The 17,456-nt window shown below is 52.8% G+C and carries 16 protein-coding genes and 2 pseudogenes; 13 read left to right on the top strand and 5 right to left on the bottom strand.

Annotated features, from left to right (window positions below):
• Positions 1-91: 91 nt before the first annotated feature.
• Together HGBM_RS29300 and HGBM_RS03385 are read right to left on the bottom strand one after the other, a co-directional pair.
• Positions 92-780, bottom strand: a pseudogene (locus tag HGBM_RS29300) (inositol monophosphatase family protein).
• Positions 781-1,008: 228 nt separating this feature from the next.
• Positions 1,009-1,788, bottom strand: coding sequence for a TrmB family transcriptional regulator (locus tag HGBM_RS03385; RefSeq protein ID WP_019119685.1), 780 nt, complete (start codon positions 1,786-1,788; stop codon positions 1,009-1,011).
• A gap of 188 nt (positions 1,789-1,976) precedes the next feature.
• Here HGBM_RS03385 and HGBM_RS03380 point away from each other — a divergent pair, with 188 nt between their 5' ends.
• Entirely contained in the window at positions 1,977-2,960 is a 984-nt protein-coding gene (locus HGBM_RS03380) for a type I phosphomannose isomerase catalytic subunit (RefSeq protein ID WP_019119684.1), read from the top strand.
• A gap of 13 nt (positions 2,961-2,973) precedes the next feature.
• Here HGBM_RS03380 and HGBM_RS03375 read toward each other — a convergent pair whose 3' ends face one another.
• Positions 2,974-4,236 (bottom strand): copper amine oxidase N-terminal domain-containing protein, encoded by a 1,263-nt coding sequence (locus tag HGBM_RS03375; protein WP_019119683.1) that lies wholly within the window; start codon positions 4,234-4,236, stop codon positions 2,974-2,976.
• Between the two features lie 171 nt (positions 4,237-4,407).
• On the opposite strand from HGBM_RS03375, the gene HGBM_RS03370 reads away from it, so the two are divergent.
• From HGBM_RS03370 to HGBM_RS03340, 7 genes are all read left to right on the top strand, one after another.
• Positions 4,408-5,514: an ABC transporter ATP-binding protein gene (locus HGBM_RS03370; protein WP_019119682.1), complete on the top strand. Its 1,107-nt coding sequence runs from the start codon at positions 4,408-4,410 to the stop codon at positions 5,512-5,514.
• Complete coding sequence (locus HGBM_RS03365; protein WP_019119681.1) at positions 5,504-6,304, top strand: ABC transporter permease; 801 nt, start codon at positions 5,504-5,506, stop codon at positions 6,302-6,304. The genes HGBM_RS03370 and HGBM_RS03365 overlap by 11 nt, the downstream gene beginning before the upstream one ends.
• 1 nt (position 6,305) lies before the next feature.
• On the top strand, positions 6,306-7,109 hold the full coding sequence (locus tag HGBM_RS03360; protein WP_019119680.1) for an ABC transporter permease: 804 nt from the start codon (positions 6,306-6,308) through the stop codon (positions 7,107-7,109).
• Positions 7,106-8,179, top strand: coding sequence for an ABC transporter substrate-binding protein (locus HGBM_RS03355; protein ID WP_019119679.1), 1,074 nt, complete (start codon positions 7,106-7,108; stop codon positions 8,177-8,179). The genes HGBM_RS03360 and HGBM_RS03355 overlap by 4 nt, the downstream gene beginning before the upstream one ends.
• A 224-nt stretch (positions 8,180-8,403) precedes the next feature.
• Positions 8,404-8,637 carry a hypothetical protein gene (locus tag HGBM_RS03350; protein WP_019119678.1) on the top strand — a complete coding sequence of 78 codons (234 nt, stop codon included), beginning with the start codon at positions 8,404-8,406 and terminating at the stop codon, positions 8,635-8,637.
• A 19-nt stretch (positions 8,638-8,656) separates the two neighbouring features.
• On the top strand, positions 8,657-9,742 hold the full coding sequence (locus HGBM_RS03345; RefSeq protein WP_019119677.1) for a GerAB/ArcD/ProY family transporter: 1,086 nt from the start codon (positions 8,657-8,659) through the stop codon (positions 9,740-9,742).
• Positions 9,743-9,844: 102 nt separating this feature from the next.
• Complete coding sequence (locus HGBM_RS03340) at positions 9,845-11,182, top strand: polysaccharide deacetylase family protein (protein ID WP_019119676.1); 1,338 nt, start codon at positions 9,845-9,847, stop codon at positions 11,180-11,182.
• Between the two features lie 14 nt (positions 11,183-11,196).
• Here the strand turns inward: HGBM_RS03340 and HGBM_RS03335 are convergent, their stop codons facing one another.
• Together HGBM_RS03335 and lhgO are read right to left on the bottom strand one after the other, a co-directional pair.
• Entirely contained in the window at positions 11,197-11,883 is a 687-nt protein-coding gene (locus tag HGBM_RS03335; RefSeq protein ID WP_019119675.1) for a FadR/GntR family transcriptional regulator, read from the bottom strand.
• Positions 11,884-11,905: 22 nt separating this feature from the next.
• On the bottom strand, positions 11,906-13,132 hold the full coding sequence (gene lhgO / locus HGBM_RS03330; protein ID WP_019119674.1) for an L-2-hydroxyglutarate oxidase: 1,227 nt from the start codon (positions 13,130-13,132) through the stop codon (positions 11,906-11,908).
• Between the two features lie 251 nt (positions 13,133-13,383).
• Between lhgO and HGBM_RS03325 the strand changes: the two genes are divergently transcribed.
• The 5 genes and pseudogenes from HGBM_RS03325 (at position 13,384) to HGBM_RS03305 (ending at position 17,426) form a co-directional block, all read left to right on the top strand.
• Positions 13,384-14,343 (top strand): helix-turn-helix transcriptional regulator, encoded by a 960-nt coding sequence (locus tag HGBM_RS03325; RefSeq protein ID WP_026074180.1) that lies wholly within the window; start codon positions 13,384-13,386, stop codon positions 14,341-14,343.
• 89 nt (positions 14,344-14,432) lie between these two features.
• Positions 14,433-14,939, top strand: coding sequence for a DinB family protein (locus HGBM_RS03320; protein ID WP_019119672.1), 507 nt, complete (start codon positions 14,433-14,435; stop codon positions 14,937-14,939).
• Between the two features lie 71 nt (positions 14,940-15,010).
• Positions 15,011-15,163: a hypothetical protein gene (locus HGBM_RS30185; RefSeq protein WP_019119671.1), complete on the top strand. Its 153-nt coding sequence runs from the start codon at positions 15,011-15,013 to the stop codon at positions 15,161-15,163.
• 181 nt (positions 15,164-15,344) lie between these two features.
• Positions 15,345-16,360 (top strand): annotated as a pseudogene (locus HGBM_RS26490) (NAD-dependent epimerase/dehydratase family protein).
• A 1-nt stretch (position 16,361) separates the two neighbouring features.
• Positions 16,362-17,426, top strand: a complete 1,065-nt coding sequence (locus HGBM_RS03305) for a dihydrodipicolinate synthase family protein (RefSeq protein WP_019119670.1) — start codon at positions 16,362-16,364, stop codon at positions 17,424-17,426.
• The last annotated feature ends 30 nt before the right edge of the window (positions 17,427-17,456 follow it).

Here is a 17,456-nt window from a genome sequence, read left to right as displayed (position 1 = left end):
TCGAGCTCGGCTGTCAACTGACGGTAAACGGTGAGATCAAGCCGGTTCCAATCTGTGCGATTGGGACCGGCTGTTACTCGTTTGGCTCGGCTCAGCTATGCAGTACCTCTCGGATTTGCCCGCTTAGCATGGCATTGCTTGCGATAATACCTGAACTCCCCAGAGCAAATTCCCGGCCTGAGAGATCTGTTACGCGGCCACCCGCCTCCGAAATGAGCAAGGCTCCGGCCAGCCGATCGTAGATATCCTCGCCAAATTCCCAATACCCGTCCATTCTGCCGCTGGCCACGTAGGCCAACTGAAGGGCAACAGAGCCCAGCATCCGTATGCCGAACACCCTCGGAAGCAGCTTGCCTATTCCGTCAATGGTAGACTTGGCAAGCACTGGCTCTTCATCTGCAAAACTGGGCGGAGCCGTCATTAACAGGGCGTTGTGCAAGCCGGATTTTCCGGCGACCCGGATGGACTTGCCGTTCAGGTAAGCGCCTTGCCCCGGATTGCATGAAAGAGCTCCCGGCGGTTCGGATCGTACACCAGAGAGAAGACCGGCGTCCCGTCTTCGACCAGGCAAAGGGACATCGACCAAAAAGCAAATCCCTGGTGCAAATGAAATCCGCCGTCGATCAGGTCGAGGACCCAGCAAGTGTCCAGGGGCTGCGGGTTTTTCCGATCCGCATCCAGGTCTGAATAAAAGCGCTGTACGTCAGGATATTCGCGTTGCAGGACTGCCTTTACTTCATTGGTGGCCCAGGCATTCGCCGCCAAAAATCGCGCAAACATCTCTTGCCGGTCAGGCGGTGCCTCGCGATGTCCGTAATCCTGCAGCAGCCTGTCGCCAACATATGAAAAAAGCTCCTGGAATACTTTCAAGTTGAAATGTGCCATTATGATCTAGCTCCTTCAATAAAGTTGTTGTCTGTCCCCGCGACCGTTCGACAGGGGAACAGCAATGCATTTTAGGTGGTATTTATAAATACCACTATAAAAGGGCGGAAACAGGGGGATAAGCTAGAACCTATCCCTGTATGTATCCATGATCTTGTGATAACCGATTCCATACTTGCGGACCAGGGCGTCGCCGAAATCCCGTTCGACTTGTTCCATGACCACGTCGTGGTAAAATGCGTTCTGCAATAGTTCGATAACCGCGGGATGATCCGTTTCCAGCGCAGAAAGCTTCAGTCCGGTTGTAAAGCTGCCGAGCAGCGCATGTTTGCCGTCGCATAAAAGGGAAAACTTTCGCGATGCCATCTGCTGCCATTCTTCGCTGCGTTGGTGGACCACGACATCTCGCAGGGGAGTGTGGCTGTCACCGATGGTAATGATCGTGACGGCAACCCCGCGCTGCTCGGCCTCGAGCAGTGGTTGTTCAACCCAATGTACATCCTCCGACCAGAAATCTGCGATGATGTGCTGATCCGCATTGGCAATCAGCCGGTGAATGGTTTTTTTCAACGGTTCTTCCCCCTGCCAGGTGTAAAAAGAAGAGGAAGACCGCGGCGGGCTTTTGAGCTCTTGCAGCAGTTTTTGGGCTGTCTTTTCAAAATCGGATTTCAGCGCTCGAACCAATTGTTCAATCGGCACCGCATCATACAGGACGGGATCACCCTCGATCGCCCGGCAAATTCCCTGCTCAGTCAAGGAACGCAGCACCGCGTAAACATTGGTTCGCGACACGGATACTCTTTTCGCCACCTCATAACCGGACAGGTTGGGTTCTTCATGAAGCGCCATGTAACACCTCGCTTCCAAATCCGACAAGCCAATTTTGCGAAGTTCATCGATCAAATGACGAGCCTCCTTTTTTATTAGTAGTATAAAGGAATACTACTAATAAAGTCATGCCTTGTCAACACCGGAAACAGCTTTCTTCACCAAACGGACGCGGCTGCCTTATACATATACAGAACAGCAGCGCTGCCTATTCCCTAGACGGGTGAGCAGCGCTCCATTTCCTTTAAAGGGGGAGTGTTCACATGCACCCTTACCCGGTGAAATTCCACCCGATTGCAAAGGAGCGGGTGTGGGGCGGGCACAGGTTAAAGCCGAGGTTTGGACAGGAGGGAAAACAGCCGATAGGCGAATACTGGGTGTTGTCCGGGCATCCGCATGGAACATCTGTGGTAAAAAATGGACCGTTCGCCGGCAAAAGCCTTGCAGACCTGACCAGCGAGTATCCGGGAGCGTATCTGGGCCGTTCCCCGCAAGGCCGCTTTCCGCTGCTGATCAAGTTTTTGGAGGCAACCGAACATCTGTCCGTACAGATTCATCCGGACGACCGGTACGCGCAGGAGAGGGAGGGGGATTTTGGCAAATCAGAGGCGTGGTACGTGCTCGATCATGAGCCCGGGGCCAGGATCACCTGCGGTCACACGCTGTCTAGCGAGCATGAGTACAGGCGGGCATTGAGAGAAAAACGCATCCGGGAGTACCTGCTTTTCAGGGAAGTTCGCAAAGGAGACATGTTCTTCATCCCGGCCCGGACGCTGCATGCGCTCTTGGCCGGCACGGTCGTGATCGAAATCCAGCAGGCTTCCGACGTCACCTACCGCATCTACGACTGGGACCGCGTCGACAGCGAGGGAAGGGGACGGGAGCTGCATATCGATCAGGCAGCAGAGGTGATGTTGTACGGAGCGGAGGCGCAGCAGGCCGGCGATCCTGTATCACCGAAGCTGCTGCGCCGGACAGACTGTGCGTGCCACGAGCAGCTGCTTGCCTGTCCGTTTTTTACCGTCGAAAGACTTCTGCTGACAAACGGCAGTTCCTGCTTCCTCCCGTCCGCCGGTGGCAATCCGGAGATCCTGATCGTCGCCGAAGGAAGCGGGCTGCTTTGGGCGGACGGCGAACCGGAGGGCCTGCCGCTGCTTCCGGGTGACGCTGTACTGCTGCCTGGCACCATCTCATCGTACCGGGTTGCGGCGAAATCTTCCATTCATCTGCTGCGAAGCTATTATTGATCAACACTCAGGCCTAAGGCCGGGGCTGCAGATTCAGCGCTGTCCAATTTTGGTAGTCATGGATTGCTACCCCGGCAAAGCTTGCATAGCGCGACAGCTGTTCTTTGGCGATTTGCAATTCCCGCTCCAGCGAATCCGTACTCAGGGAGTAGAACGTGGTCCGTTCCCCTTCCGTACTTTTTGCGGTATCTACTGCGACAATTACTTGCTTCTTCAAAGTAGAAGCTTCCCTCAAGATCGTGCTTGCATTTTCGACAATCCCGTCATTCCCCAAGGCGAAATTTCGGTAATCCATGAGCACCAGACAGTCAAACTTCTCCAGCAGCCATGCGCTAAACGTGTAGTCGGAGTCGGGAATTTTGACCTTGTGAACCCAGAAGGGCACATCCAGCGTTATTTTCAGACCGGTCCCTTTGGTTTCGCTCTCGATGAAGCGCATGTTGTCCATCCAATGTTCGATCACCAATCGCTGGTTGTTCTTCCATTCCTTCAGCAGATAGGGCTCAATATCGAAGTGGAGCCCGACAAATCTCTCGTTCGCCCCTGCGGATGCATTATACTGCTTCACCCAGGCCATGTAGTCCTTTATTTGGTCCTGGCTGCCGGTAAATGCCCACCGGGGGGTGCCGACAAGGGCTTCTACCTTTATCTGTTTCTCGTGCGCGCTGCGTATAAAGCTTTGATACGCCTCTGGATTTACATCCTTGTCGACGTGAAGGTAGATCGCGGTGATCGCATTATCGCGGGCAAAGCGCAAAATGCCGTCCTGATCCGTTTCAATGATTTTCGTATTCCAGATCCACGTGCCTTTTTCAGGGGCGGGCGGAACCACCTCGGCATGTCTCGCCGTCGTTACGACAGCCAGGTTTCGTTCCTCGATCCACCGGACCTTGGCCCCGAAGACTTCACTGACAAAACGCAGGGGTACCATCGTTCGGTCGTTCTTGAGCACCGCGGGAGCGTCAAAGGCCTTCTCTTTTCCATTGACTTGCGCGCGGTTTTGGCCGATCGGCAGGATAATCGTCTGGTTTTTGTATGTAAAGATCACTTGATTCAATTCTCCTCTCCATTGGACACGGGCACCCAGCTTTTCCGCGACGAATCTGGCCGGTACCATCGTTCGGTTGGAATGGGCGTCGAGATATGGCAGTTCATCTGGAAATGACACATAGCGCCCGTCCACAGCCACTTGGACGTAAGGAGCGGAGAGTGCGGGAACAAATAGAGCTGTGATGAAGAGGATCGTCAAGGCGACGATAAATGGCCATTTTCTCATAAGGTTGACTGCTCCAATCTTCCAGGATATCCTTTCATTTTAATACGTGAGCGAGCAAACAACAAATCTCCCTCAAAATTTGCGATTGCAGTTTTGCCGTTATCATTTATAATAATGAGGGTTTCATACATTCATGAGGACACTTTATTATTCAACAAGGAGCAGGGCTAGATGAAAGAACATTCCATTATTCGCTTTGAGCACGTGACCAAGCGGTATGACAACGATCCGGCTGTCCTGGATGACGTGAGCTTCGAGATCGAGCGGGGAAAATTTTACACGCTGCTCGGACCTTCCGGATGCGGCAAAACGACGATTCTCCGCTTGATTGCCGGATTCACCGAACCGACTGAGGGGAATATCTATTTCAACGGCAGGCTGATCAACAACCTCCCGGCCAACCAGCGGCAGGTGAACACGGTGTTTCAGGATTACGCTTTGTTTCCTCATTTAAATGTGTTTGAGAATGTAGCCTTTGGCTTGCGAATAAAAAAGCTGAAAAACGACGTAGTCAGCGCCAAAGTGAAGGAGGCACTCCGCTTTGTCAATCTGGATGGCTACGAGAACCGGGAAATTACAGAAATGTCTGGAGGACAGCGACAGCGGGTAGCGATTGCCCGGGCGATCGTCAATGAGCCAGAAGTGATTCTGCTCGATGAGCCGCTGTCCGCGCTCGATTTGAAGCTTCGTACCGAAATGCAGTATGAGCTGCGCGAACTGCAGCGCCGCCTGGGCATCACCTTTATTTTCGTCACGCACGACCAGGAAGAAGCGCTTGCCATGTCAGACGAAATATTTGTCCTGCACAAAGGGAAAATCCAGCAGAGCGGAACCCCGACGGATATCTACGACGAGCCGATCAACCGTTTCGTCGCCGATTTTATCGGGGAGTCCAACATCATCCCGGGTAAAATGATCAGAGATTTTCTGATTGAATTTAACGGCAAACAATTCGAATGTGTCGACCAAGGCTTTCATCCGGGCGAGCCGGTCGAAATTGTCATCCGTCCGGAGGATTTGGAGATTACCTCCCGCGACCAGGGCAAGCTTCAAGTGCGCGTAGACTCGCAGCTTTTCCGCGGCGTTCATTACGAGATTTGCTGTTACGATAAGGACGGAAACGAATGGCTTGTCCACTCTACCAAAAAAGTCACCGTCGGAGATGAAATCGGCCTGCACTTTGATCCGGAAGCCATCCACGTGATGCGATTTGGTGAAACGGAAGAAGAATTTGACAAGCGCCTGGAAGCGTATCACGAGGTCGGTCATGCAAAATAAAACGCGCAACCTGTATCTGATTCCGTATGTTTTCTGGATCCTACTCTTCGTGATCGCGCCGATTCTGCTGATTCTCTACTATTCTTTTTTTGATATCGAAGGACAATTTACGCTGGGCAATTATACCGATTTTTTCTCGCCGGTCTATTTGACCATGACGCTCAGTTCCTTTTGGTACGCTTTTCTCATTACGGCCTTTTCCCTGCTGATCGCTTATCCGACGGCGTATCTCTTGACGAAATTGAAGCACAAGCAGCTTTGGCTGCTGCTAATCATTTTGCCGTCGTGGATTAATTTGCTGCTGAAAGCGTATGCTTTTCTCGGCATCTTCGGCACGTATGGACCGGCGAATGCCCTGTTGGAAGTGCTCGGAATCGGGGCAAAACAAATTCTGTTTACCGACTTCAGCTTTTTATTTGTCTCTGTCTATATCTTCATACCGTTCATGGTTCTGCCCATCTACAACGCGCTCGAAAAGCTGAATCCGTCGCTTGTCGATGCGTCCCGGGATCTGGGAGCATCAAGCTGGACGACCTTTCGCCGCGTCATCTTCCCGTTGACGCTGGACGGGGTAAAGGCGGGCTGTCAGGCTGTTTTTATCCCGGCTCTGTCCCTGTTCATGATCACACGGCTGATCGCCGGTAACCGCGTGATAACGCTTGGCACAGCGATCGAACAGCACTTTCTCGTGACGCAGGATTGGGGGATGGGCTCGACGATTGCCGTCTTCTTGATCATTGCCATGGCGGTCTTCATGATTGCAACAGGAAATCGGAGGAGAGGAATATAAGGTGGGAATCAAAGGGAAAATTTCAAATCTTTATCTAGTCGCCGTCTTTATCATCTTATATGCTCCGATTTTCTATTTGATGTATTACTCGTTCAACAGCGGCGGAGCCATGCACGATTTTGAGGGATTTACCCTGGAATGGTACCAGGAAGTCTTTGCCGATACCCGGCTGTTGATCATCGTCTTGAATACGTTTGTCATCGCCCTCTTGTCGGCGGCAATCTCCACGATTTTAGGGGTGATGGGTGCGCTGGCGATCAACCATGTCAAACGGCGGCAGGTAAAACAGACGCTCCTGACGCTGAACAATGTGCTGATCGTCAGCCCTGATGTGATCATCGGCGCTTCTTTCCTGATCTTGTTTACGATCATCGGGATTCAACTGGGGTTTGCCTCGGTCCTGTTGTCCCACATCGCGTTCAGCGTCCCGATCGTCGTTCTCATGGTGCTGCCGAAGCTGCAGGAGATGAGCCCGACCTTGATCGACGCCGCCCGCGACCTGGGAGCGAGCCGGTGGGAAGTATTGACGAAGGTAGTACTTCCATACATCACACCAGGCATTTTTGCCGGATTTTTTATGGCGCTCACGTATTCTCTGGATGATTTTGCCGTCACCTTTTTCGTCACGGGAAACGGATTCTCAACGCTGTCGGTCGAAATCTATTCGCGGGCGCGGCAGGGGATTTCCCTGTCCGTCAATGCACTCTCTTCGCTGCTCTTCTTGTTCACGATCGCACTGGTGATCGGCTACTATTTTATTAATCAGCGAAACAGCCGGCCGAAGGGAATGGAGGTCAGAAAATGAAGCAGCTCGTTCGGATGTTCACAGCGGTTTTTCTCGTCGCATTCGTCCTGATATACGTGACCTTCCAGCTCAATTCGACCGAGGGGTATTCGAGCGGGAATACGCTGTCGATCTACAACTGGGGGGATTACATCGATCCGGACCTGCTCAAGCAGTTTGAACAGGAAAGCGGGATCAAGGTCATCTACCAAACCTTCGATTCGAATGAAGCGATGATGACCAAGATAGCGCAAGGGGGCACCACATTTGACGTAGCCGTGCCTTCCGAATATGCGATCAGCAAGATGAAGGAAGAGAACCTGCTGCTGCCGATTGACCATTCCAAGCTTTCAAACCTGAAATACATCAATCCGCGCTTTTTAAACCTGTCGTTCGACAAGGAGAACCAGTACTCCGTTCCGTACTTTTGGGGGACAGTGGGCATCGTCTATAACCCCAAGCTGCTGGGAGGCAAGGAGATTACGAGCTGGAATGACCTTTGGGACGGGGATTTGCGCAATCAGATTTTACTTGTGGACGGCGCCCGCGAAGTGATCGGGATGGGCCTCAACAGTCTGCACTACTCGCTAAACGATACGGACGAAGCCCACCTGCAGGAAGCAAAAAACAAGCTGAATGCGCTCACGCCAAATGTCAAAGCGATCGTCGGGGACGAGATCAAGATGCTGCTCGCAGGCGAGGAGGCGGCCGTCGGCGTCGTCTGGTCCGGAGATGCTTCGGAGATCATGAGCGAAAACGACGAGCTGGATTACGTCATCCCGGAAGAAGGGTCCAACCTGTGGTTTGACAATATGGTCATTCCCAAAACGGCGAAAAACATCGAAGGGGCGCACGAATTCATCAACTTTATGCTCGACCCCGAGCACGCGGCGCAAAATGCCGAGTATGTCGGCTATTCCACGCCAAACGAAAAGGCCCTGGAGTACCTGCCGGAAGAGATCGCTGGCGACAAGCGGTTTTACCCCGATCCAAGCGTAACCGACAAACTGGAAGTATACGATAACCTGGGCAAGCGGATGCTGGCTCATTACAATGAGCTGTTTTTGGAGTTTAAAATGTACAAGAATTGAAAGATCAGGGACTGGTGGCCGCCGGTTGCCCTGCCAGGATTTATCAGACCTTTGTCAAGGCACCCGACTTGACGGAGGTCTTTTGCATCTTACCCAGTGATCGGGACCGTTATCGTTCCCTGTTGGGTCGTTCTAAAAACGAAACGGATTTCTGCCAATCTCCCGGGTTATACTACACAGCATGAAGAAAAACTCGCGGAAACTTTTGGGGAGCATCTTGTGGCATGTGGACAATCTTCGGGATACTGGCAGCAGCCATCGCAATTGGATTCATAGAAGTCCCCTCTCTATGGAAAAACGGGCAGAAAAGGGAGCTGTGGGCTTTTTCCTTTCTGCTCCTTACAGGAACCGTACTGAGCATTGCCAAAACGTTGCAGATTCACATTCCCAACCCGCTTGATTGGATGGCTGTCATATACAAACCGTTCAGCGATTTCCTTTTCGGGATTTTGAAGTAGGAAATGAGGGGGAAAAACCATGCTTGAGAACGCCAGAATATCTGCTTGGCAATTTGCGGTTCTCGTCACGCTGTTTACCATTGGCAGTTCCATTCTCGTTGTGCCAGCCAGCTTGTCGGCGTTTGCCTACCAAGATGCCTGGATTGCAGCGCTCATCGGGGTGGGAACAAGTCTGCTCCTGGTATGGCTGTACTGTGCGGTGGGGAACATCAGTCCGGGCAAGAGCCTGATCGAAATCAATGAAAAACTTTTGGGAAAATGGGCGGGGAAAACGGTGTCTTTTTTGCTCATCCTCAGTCTGTTTTTTGCCGGAGCCGCATCCGCTCTGTATTATGTAGGCTTTTTTCTCACGACACACGTCATGCCGCAAACGCCGGTACACGCTCTGAACATCCTGTTTGTCGCTGTGATTGTCATGGGAACTCGCCTGGGAATTGAGACCCTGGCTCGTTCTGCCGAAATCCTGTTTCCTTTCTTCGCCGTATTATTCGGCGTCATGTTTTTTTCTACCGTTCCGCAAATCCATTTGGATTACCTGCAGCCCGTATTGGAAAAAGGCGCGAAACCGATCGCAACGGCTGTCATCTCCTATTTGAGCTTCGCAATTCTGCCCGATATCATCCTGCTCATGATCTTTCCTTACGTTCATCAAGATAGCGCCGCCCGCAAGGCTTTCCTCTTTGGCAATTTCATTGGCGGACTCGTCTTGACGATTATTGTGACGTTAAGCCTGCTGGTCCTCGGTCCTGAAGGTACGACAACGCATCTGTTTCCCAGCTATGCATTGGCCCAAAAAATCAAGATCGGGGATTTTCTGCAGCGAGTCGAAGTGATTGTGGCCATCATGTGGTTTATCACGTTCTTTTTCCGCTTGACAATTTACCTGTACGGTATCGCTTTAGCTGCTGCGCAAATTTTTGAGCTGAAACATTACCGGCCCCTCGTCCTTCCTTTGGGAATGATTCTGGTCGTCTTGTCTCTGGTGATATTCCCCAATGTGGCCTACGAAAAAAATTGGGATACGAAAACCTGGATACCGTATATTTTATCCGTTGGGTTGTTTCTTCCGCTGTTCCTGCTTGGGATCGCAAAATTTCGCAAGTGACGCAAGTGCGGGCCCGGTCTTTTTTTCATGAAACCCCGAATCGAGAAATATCTTTGGTGTTAGAGGAGTTAGCTAAACAACATCGTAGGGGGATGGGGTATCATGGAGAAAGTGCTGTGGATATCTTTGTTCCTGTTATGCGCGTATTGCTTGCTTCCAGGAGTCATGTCGCTCGTTTTCGGTTTCGGTGTGTTTCGCAAGGCTCGTACTCGCCGCGAAGTTGCTTTTACGTTTGATGACGGCCCCGACCCGGACTATACGCCGCGGTTATTGGACCTGCTCGGCAAATACAAGATCAAAGCCACTTTTTTCGTGCTCGGCTCAAAAGCTGAAAAGCATGCGGATCTGATTCTCCGCATCCATCGGGAAGGGCATTTAATCGGAATTCACAACTACGTGCACCAGGCGAATTGGCTGATCGCTCCCTGGAAAGTCCGCAGACAAATCAACCACTCCGTTGACATTGTGGAGCGGATCACTGGCGAAAGACCGATCTATTACCGTCCGCCATGGGGGCTGCTGACGCTGTTTGACTTTCGCTTGCGAAGACAGTTTCGCATGGTGTTGTGGTCGACGATGGTGCGAGATTGGAAAAGCAAGGGGAGCCTTGCCGTAAAAAAAAGATTGTTGAAAAGGCTGAAAGGAGGAGCCGTCATCCTTTTGCATGACAGCGGCACCACATGGGGAGCGGACCGCGATGCGCCGCGGTATACCATAGAAGCGTTGGAGGACGTCTTCAAAGAGATTTCCCTGCAAGATTATCAATGTGTGCGAGTAGACGAGATGATGCGGTTGCATGAACAGGAGGCTGAGACACAGGTACGCATGGGCAGGCGATTGCTGCTGTTTGTATGGATGAAGTGGGAGAAAGCCTTTCACCTGGTATTCCGAGTGAAGCCGATCGATGCACAGAACCGCTTTTTACACGTCAGAGTCCGCGTCTACCGGGGAGAGACGATTCGATTGTCGGATGGAGAGGAGATTCGCAGGGGAGACCGGATCGTGGAGCTTCATTTTGACAATGGCTTGTTGTACGCGATGGCAACGGGTTCCCGCTCGTCGGTACAGCTCGCCATCAAGATGATTCGCGCAACCGAGCAGTTGATGCCGAAAATGCTGCGGTACATCCTTCAGCATCCACGCTACCCCGATATCAAAGGTGTATACGGGGTTTCCCTGATCCATCGCGGGGCAAAACAATTCGGATTTACCTTAGAGAATTTGCCTAAGGGAGTCCTTTCCTTTTTTACCAGTGTATATCTGCGCATTCTCTTGCTTGTGCTCCATCCAGCGGGAAAACGACGCCTGCAAACCAATCCCCATCAGCTCATCCCCAAGACGATCGCGATGTCGACCAAAGAACTGCTGCGAAGGTATAAAAGGGAGATAGAGAATCCTTCACGCGTCGAGCATGAGTGTTCCCTATCCCCATCCAGTTGAAGCCGGCACGCTGCTTAGAACAGCAATTTTTTTTCCACGTTTTTCAGGTGAATGATCGTCTGCACCTTTGCCAGTTCAGGCTCCTGCGCTTCAATCGCCAGAAAAATGCTCTCATGCTCCTTGTAGACGATATGCCGCTTGCGCACGAGCCCGATGTTCTGCTGCAAGGTGAGTGACAGGGCTTTTTTGTACAGGGAGGAGAGGCTCTCAAAGGTGTCGGTCAGGATCGGATTACCGGTCGCCAGAATCAATGTACGGTGAAATTCGAAGTCCGCCTCCTGTCCTGTCCGGTCCGCGCTGGTAAAATCGCTTGCCAACCACTCCAATACTTCCCGCATGCGTTCCAATTCCTCAGGTGTCCGCCTCAAGGCAGCCAAAGCGGCGGCTTGGGGCTCAAGGATTTTTCTCATTTCAAATAAATGCCGGATCATTTCCATGTCGGCGTGCTGCAGGGAGAAGTGCTGGATGAGCGGGGAGGGGAGAACCTCCTCGACGTAACTGCCTCCCCCTTGCCTGGAGGTAATCACGCCCAAGGCCTGCAGCACGCTTAACGCTTCGCGGATCGGGACGCGGCTGACTCCGAACAATCCGGCCAATTCAAGCTCTGTAGGCAATTTGGAGCCAGGAGGGAATCGATTCGACTCAATCATGGCCAGCAGTTCGCGGGTAATTTTTTGTGAGATTTTCTCTTTCTTTTGCATTATCTGCCTGTCCTCATTCCGATCAGCGGCCAAGCCGGATGATTGGCGCCCGATGTGGTTCCGGAATTTTCCCGGCGATCTCGCGTCCGATGGAAAGCGAGGCCGTCGCTGCCGGAGACGGGGCATTCAGGATATGGATGGAGCGCTGGTTGGAGACGATGAGAAAATCGTCTACCAATTTGCCGTCATGGGTAAGCGCCTGGGCCCTGACGCCGTTTTCTGAACGGACCAGATCTGCAGCTTGAACTTCCGGGATCAACCGCTGCAGACTGTGGACGAAGACGCTTTTGCTAAAGGAACGAACCATTTCCTTCCAGCCCTCCCCGAAGTGCTGCCGAGCGATTTTCCAGAAAGGGGGATACGTCATGACTTCGGCAAAGTCTTTCCACAGAAAATCCGTTTTACGGTACCCTTCCCGCTTTAGACTTAACACGGCGTTCGGTCCGGCGTGGATGTGTCCGTCGATCATCCGGGTAAAGTGAACGCCGAGAAAAGGAAAGCTGGGGTTGGGGACGGGATAGATCAAATGCTTGACCAAGTGCTTTTTCTCCGGCTTCAATTCGTAGTATTCGCCGCGGAAAGGGATGATTTTCATCTTCGTCTGCAAGCCCTGGATGGCCGCGATTCGGTCGCAGTGCAGTCCGGCGCAGTTAATCAGGTAACGGGTGCGATAGGTCTGTCTGCTGCATTCCACTTCGATTCCTTCCGTTCCCTCGGTGATTTTCTCCGCCTTTGCCTGCAGGAAGATATCGCCGCCGCTTGCTTTGATCACCTTGGCCAGGGCTTGCGCGACCTGCTTGTAATTGACGATGCCCGCATCCTTCACATGAATGGCTTGCAATCCGCTGGCGTGCGGTTCGATTTCTTGGAGCTGTTCCCGGTTGATCAGCGACAGGGAAATCCCGTTCTCCCGTCCGCGGTTGTACAAGTTTTGCAAAAGCGGCAGCTCGTTTTGCTCGGTCGCCACGATGACTTTGCCGCACATCTCGTACGGGATTTCATGCGAAGTACAGAAGGAGCGGAGCAATTCTCCTCCCTCTCTGGAAAAGCGCGCTTTTAAACTTCCCGGCTTGTAATAAATCCCCGAGTGAATCACGCCGCTGTTATGTCCGGTCTGGTGGAAGGCGAGTTCAGGTTCTTTTTCAAGAATGGCAATTTTGGCCGACGGGTATTTTTGCAGCAGGGAGTAACCGGTGGAAAGTCCGACGATTCCGCCGCCGATGACGAGGTAATCGTATAGAATCGTCACCCTCTTCACTCCTTTTCAAAAACAAAATTTGTAATACAAGTATAACAGCGCCGACGGATAAATCAAACAAAAAGTGCGTAAATTAGGAATGGTTACACAAAATCGTCTTACAACTTCGGCAGGTGAAGATGAGCAGGTGAGGCAGTGATTGAATCTTTTTACCATTGCCAATAAAATAGGAATCACATAAGACTGCCTAAGGAGGAAGCGGGCAGCAGCAATATGCAGCCCGAGGGAAGGGATTTCGCCGAATGTCTAAAGCTGGTAACATGTTATCCATTTTATGGTTGCTCAAACAAAGAAAGCGAATGACGGCCAGTGAGATCGCCGACGAGCTGGAGATAAACGTCCGCACGGTTTACCGCTATATTGACGCGTTGTGCGCCAGCGGCGTGCCGATCATTTCCGATTCCGGCCACAATGGCGGATACAGCTTGCTCCCTCTCTTTACGGAAGCCCCGCTGTTTTTTGACCTGGAGGAACAAAAAGCGATAATGCATGCCGCCACCTTTGCAAAAGAGGCAGGCTATCCCTTTAGCGATGCCCTGGTTCGTGCCGTTACGAAACTGAAGATGTACACCAATCAAGAACAGTTGAACAAAATCAACCGGCACACAATGGGGTTTGACGTCATCCAGCCTCCAGTCAATGCTGCGCTGGAGGCCTCCCTTAAGGAACTGGAAGTGTCTGTAGCAAATGGATATGCTCTGGAAATGGTTTACCAGCGTGGATGCGAACCTGCCAAAACACGCCGGATTGACCCGTACGGACTGGTTTACTGGAAAAATCGCTGGTATGTGATGGCGTACTGTCACCTTCGCCGGGAAGTGCGCAGCTTTCGGGTGGACCATATTCAGGCGCTGTCCCGGACAGACTCTGCCTTTCAGCGTCCAGCGGAGTTTTCGGCCCGGCGCGATTTCCTGAAAAACCTGCTGCCGGATACGGACAACCCGGAACAGCTCATCTCGATTCGGATTCAAGGCAGGCAGCAGGCCTTAAACGATCTATGCGAGCATTGGCTGCTCGGACATGCCCTGGTGGAGCGCTCTTTGGAGCACGCCCACTTTCGCCTGGAGGAGCAGGCCATCCGCACTTTTGTTCCCTACTTTCTGATTCCGTATGGAAAGGCGATACAAGTGCTGGAGCCGCCGCTGCTGAAAGAAAGGCTGGTGGCCATTACTTCGGATTTGCTGCAATTCTATCAGAATTGATTCTTCCCTGACTGCAGCTGTCAGGGAAGGCTGGTTATGATGAGGGTGAGGATGATCGAGTACAGGTTTAAGTGAAAGGGGACATTTTGATGAAGCACAACGCGCTGCAGCTGTATGATTACCACCTCTGGGCCAACCAAAAAGTTTTTCAGCACCTAAAAGAATTGCCGCAAGAAATCCTTCACAAAGAGATCCAGAGCGTGTTCCCCACACTGTTCGCTGCGCTTGTCCATATTTACCGGGTGGAAAACGTTTGGCTCCTGGGCATGTCCAGTGCCAGCTACGAGGAGATCGTCGACGTCAACAACCGCATCACGGAAGAGACTGAAAGCAAGAGTTTGGAAGAAATCGAGCAGCTGTTTGCCGAGATAGCCGATCGGTACCAATCGTTCCTCGCTCAAAAGGATTTGGATGCTGCCAAAGCGTACCCGCACCCTCAATTCGGAACGCTGATGGCCAGCTATGCCGATATCATCCAGCACTTGGTCAATCACGGAACGTATCACCGCGGGAATATAACTGCGATGCTGCGGCAGCTAGGGTACGCCGGTGTTCCGACTGACTACGTGTTCTACTTGTACGAGCGAAATTCGTAGTCTGCCATCCCCCGGGGAAGGCATCAGACCCCAAATGAACTGCCAACAAAAAGAGAAAACGGGAGGATGTCATGCCAATCGACTTGCAGACCATTAAGCAAACACTGTTCCAACAGGCGAGAGAGAGGATTCGGAAGGGCTGCGGCTTTACCGAGAATCCGCAAAACGCAGCACACTCCGCCGACTTGCTGATGCCTGAAGCGCCGCTTGGTGCGATTGGGTAGCGTCCCAGAAGACAATCGGTTCGATCACATGACGATCGGGCCTTTTTCTTTTTTATTTCAAAAGCGGACCGCCGCTGAATTCTAGACGCTTTATAGACTTGTCTCCAAGCTGACCGCCATAAAATAGACCTACATCAATTGATGATGGACTGTTTTGAAAAAAGCGTTTGGGGGAGCAGAGATGAAGACGATTGAGGAACTCGAACAGAAGATGACAGAACCTTCCGAACAGTTGATTGACATGATCTCGCACTTGGACGGTGATCTCGTCATTCTTGGAGTCGGGGGAAAAATGGGGCCCAGTTTGGCCAAGCTGGCAAAACGGGCCATCGAACAGGCGGGGGTGAAGAAGCGTGTGATCGGTGTTTCCCGCTTTTCGGACGGAACGCTGCAATCCGAGCTGGAAGCGAATGGCATTGAGACGATTGCCGCCGACCTGCTCGACGAGGAACAGCTCAAACGGCTTCCAGCCGTAAGGAATGTCATATTTATGGCTGGCCACAAGTTTGGAACGACAGGCAAAGAGCCGTTTACCTGGGCCATGAACACGTATCTGCCGGACCGGGTGGCGGAAAAGTTTTGCGAATCGCGGATCGTTTCGTTTTCGACAGGCAATCTGTATCCGCTGTCATCCTGCAAAAAGGCAGCCCTTCCGAGGAGGTGCCGGCAGATCCGATCGGGGAGTATGCCCAGTCATGCCTGGGCCGGGAGCGGATCTTCACCTATTTTTCACAAAAACTGAACATTCCGATGCTTCACTTCCGGCTGAACTACGCCATTGACATGCGCTACGGCGTCTTGCTGGAAATTGCCAAAGCCGTGTTCGAACAGCGCCCGCTTGATCTTGGCATGGGTCACGTCAACGTCATTTGGCAGGGCGACGCCAACGAGATGGCGATCCGCTGCCTGGCGCTTTGCAGCACGCCGCCGCGGGTACTGAATGTAACGGGACCCGAGACGATTTCCGTACGCTGGCTGGCAGGACAGTTTGCCGCCAGGTTTGGGGTTGAACCCGTGTTCGTCAACCAGGAACAGGAGACGGCGCTGCTCAGCAACGCAGCCAAGGCCCATCAGCTGCTCGGTTACCCGCGCGTCTCGCTGGGACAGATGATTGACTGGACGGCCGAATGGGTGGCGGCAGGCGGTAAAACCATTGACAAGCCGACGCACTTCCAGGAGCGGAAGGGGGAATTTTGACATGGTCTGCGAACTGCGTCCTGCCGTCTTTCAGCGTCTGCATGAAGGGGTGGCGATTCCGGCCCACCCGCTGGCACTCGACGCTTCCCGCCGGTTGGACGAACGCCGGCAGCGGGCATTGACGCGCTACTACCTCGCGTCCGGCGCTGGCGGCGTCGCTGTCGGCGTCCACACGACGCAATTTGAGATCAGGGACAAGGAGATCAACTTGTTGGAACCCGTACTGCGGATGGCGGCAGAAGAAGTCGAACGGGCCGAGGCAGACGATTCCTTCATCAAGGTGGCCGGGATCTGCGGGCCGACGGATCAGGCGCTGGCGGAAGCGGAGCTGGCGGCGAAGCTGGGTTACGATTTGGGACTTGTCAGCATGGGCGGGCTGCACGGTTGGACGGAGTTTGAGCTGCTTCACCGTGTGGAGGAAATCGCCAAGGTCATTCCCGTTTTCGGGTTCTACCTCCAGCCTTCCGTAGGCGGGAGGCCGCTCAGCTACTCGTTTTGGCGGGAGTTTGCCGAAATTCCCGGCTTCATGGCAATCAAGATGGCGCCGTTTAACCGCTACCAGACGCTCGATGTGGCAAGAGCGGTCTGCCATTCCAGCCGTTCGGAGCAGATCGCCCTGTACACCGGCAATGATGACAACATCGTGGCGGATCTGCTGACCACATTCCGGTTTATGGTAAAGGGAAAACCGGTGGAGAAGAGCATCGTCGGCGGATTGCTCGGCCATTGGGCCGTGTGGACGAGCAAGGCCGTCGAGCTGCTTGAGCGAATCAAAGCCGCGAAAAAAAGCGGTGCGGGAGTCCATGACCTGCTACAGGAGGGCGTGATGGTTACAGACGCCAATGCCGCTTTCTTCGATCCGGCGCATGAATTTCACGGGTGCATCGCCGGGATTCACGAGGTGCTCAGACGGCAGGGCCTGCTGGCGGGGCGCTGGTGTCTCAATCCTGACGAAGATCTTTCGCCAGGCCAAATGGAGGAGATCGACCGCGTGTACCGCGAATACCCGCAGCTAAGCGACGATGAATTCGTTCAACGCCACCTGGAGGAATGGCTTACTGTTTAATCATCCAGCGACTTAAGAGAGGGGATGCGT

Source organism: Brevibacillus massiliensis, assembly GCF_000311785.1.
In the GTDB taxonomy this organism is placed as follows: domain Bacteria; phylum Bacillota; class Bacilli; order Brevibacillales; family Brevibacillaceae; genus Brevibacillus_C; species Brevibacillus_C massiliensis.
Note: the sequence above shows the minus strand (reverse complement) of the source record. Positions and strands in the feature narration are given on the sequence as shown.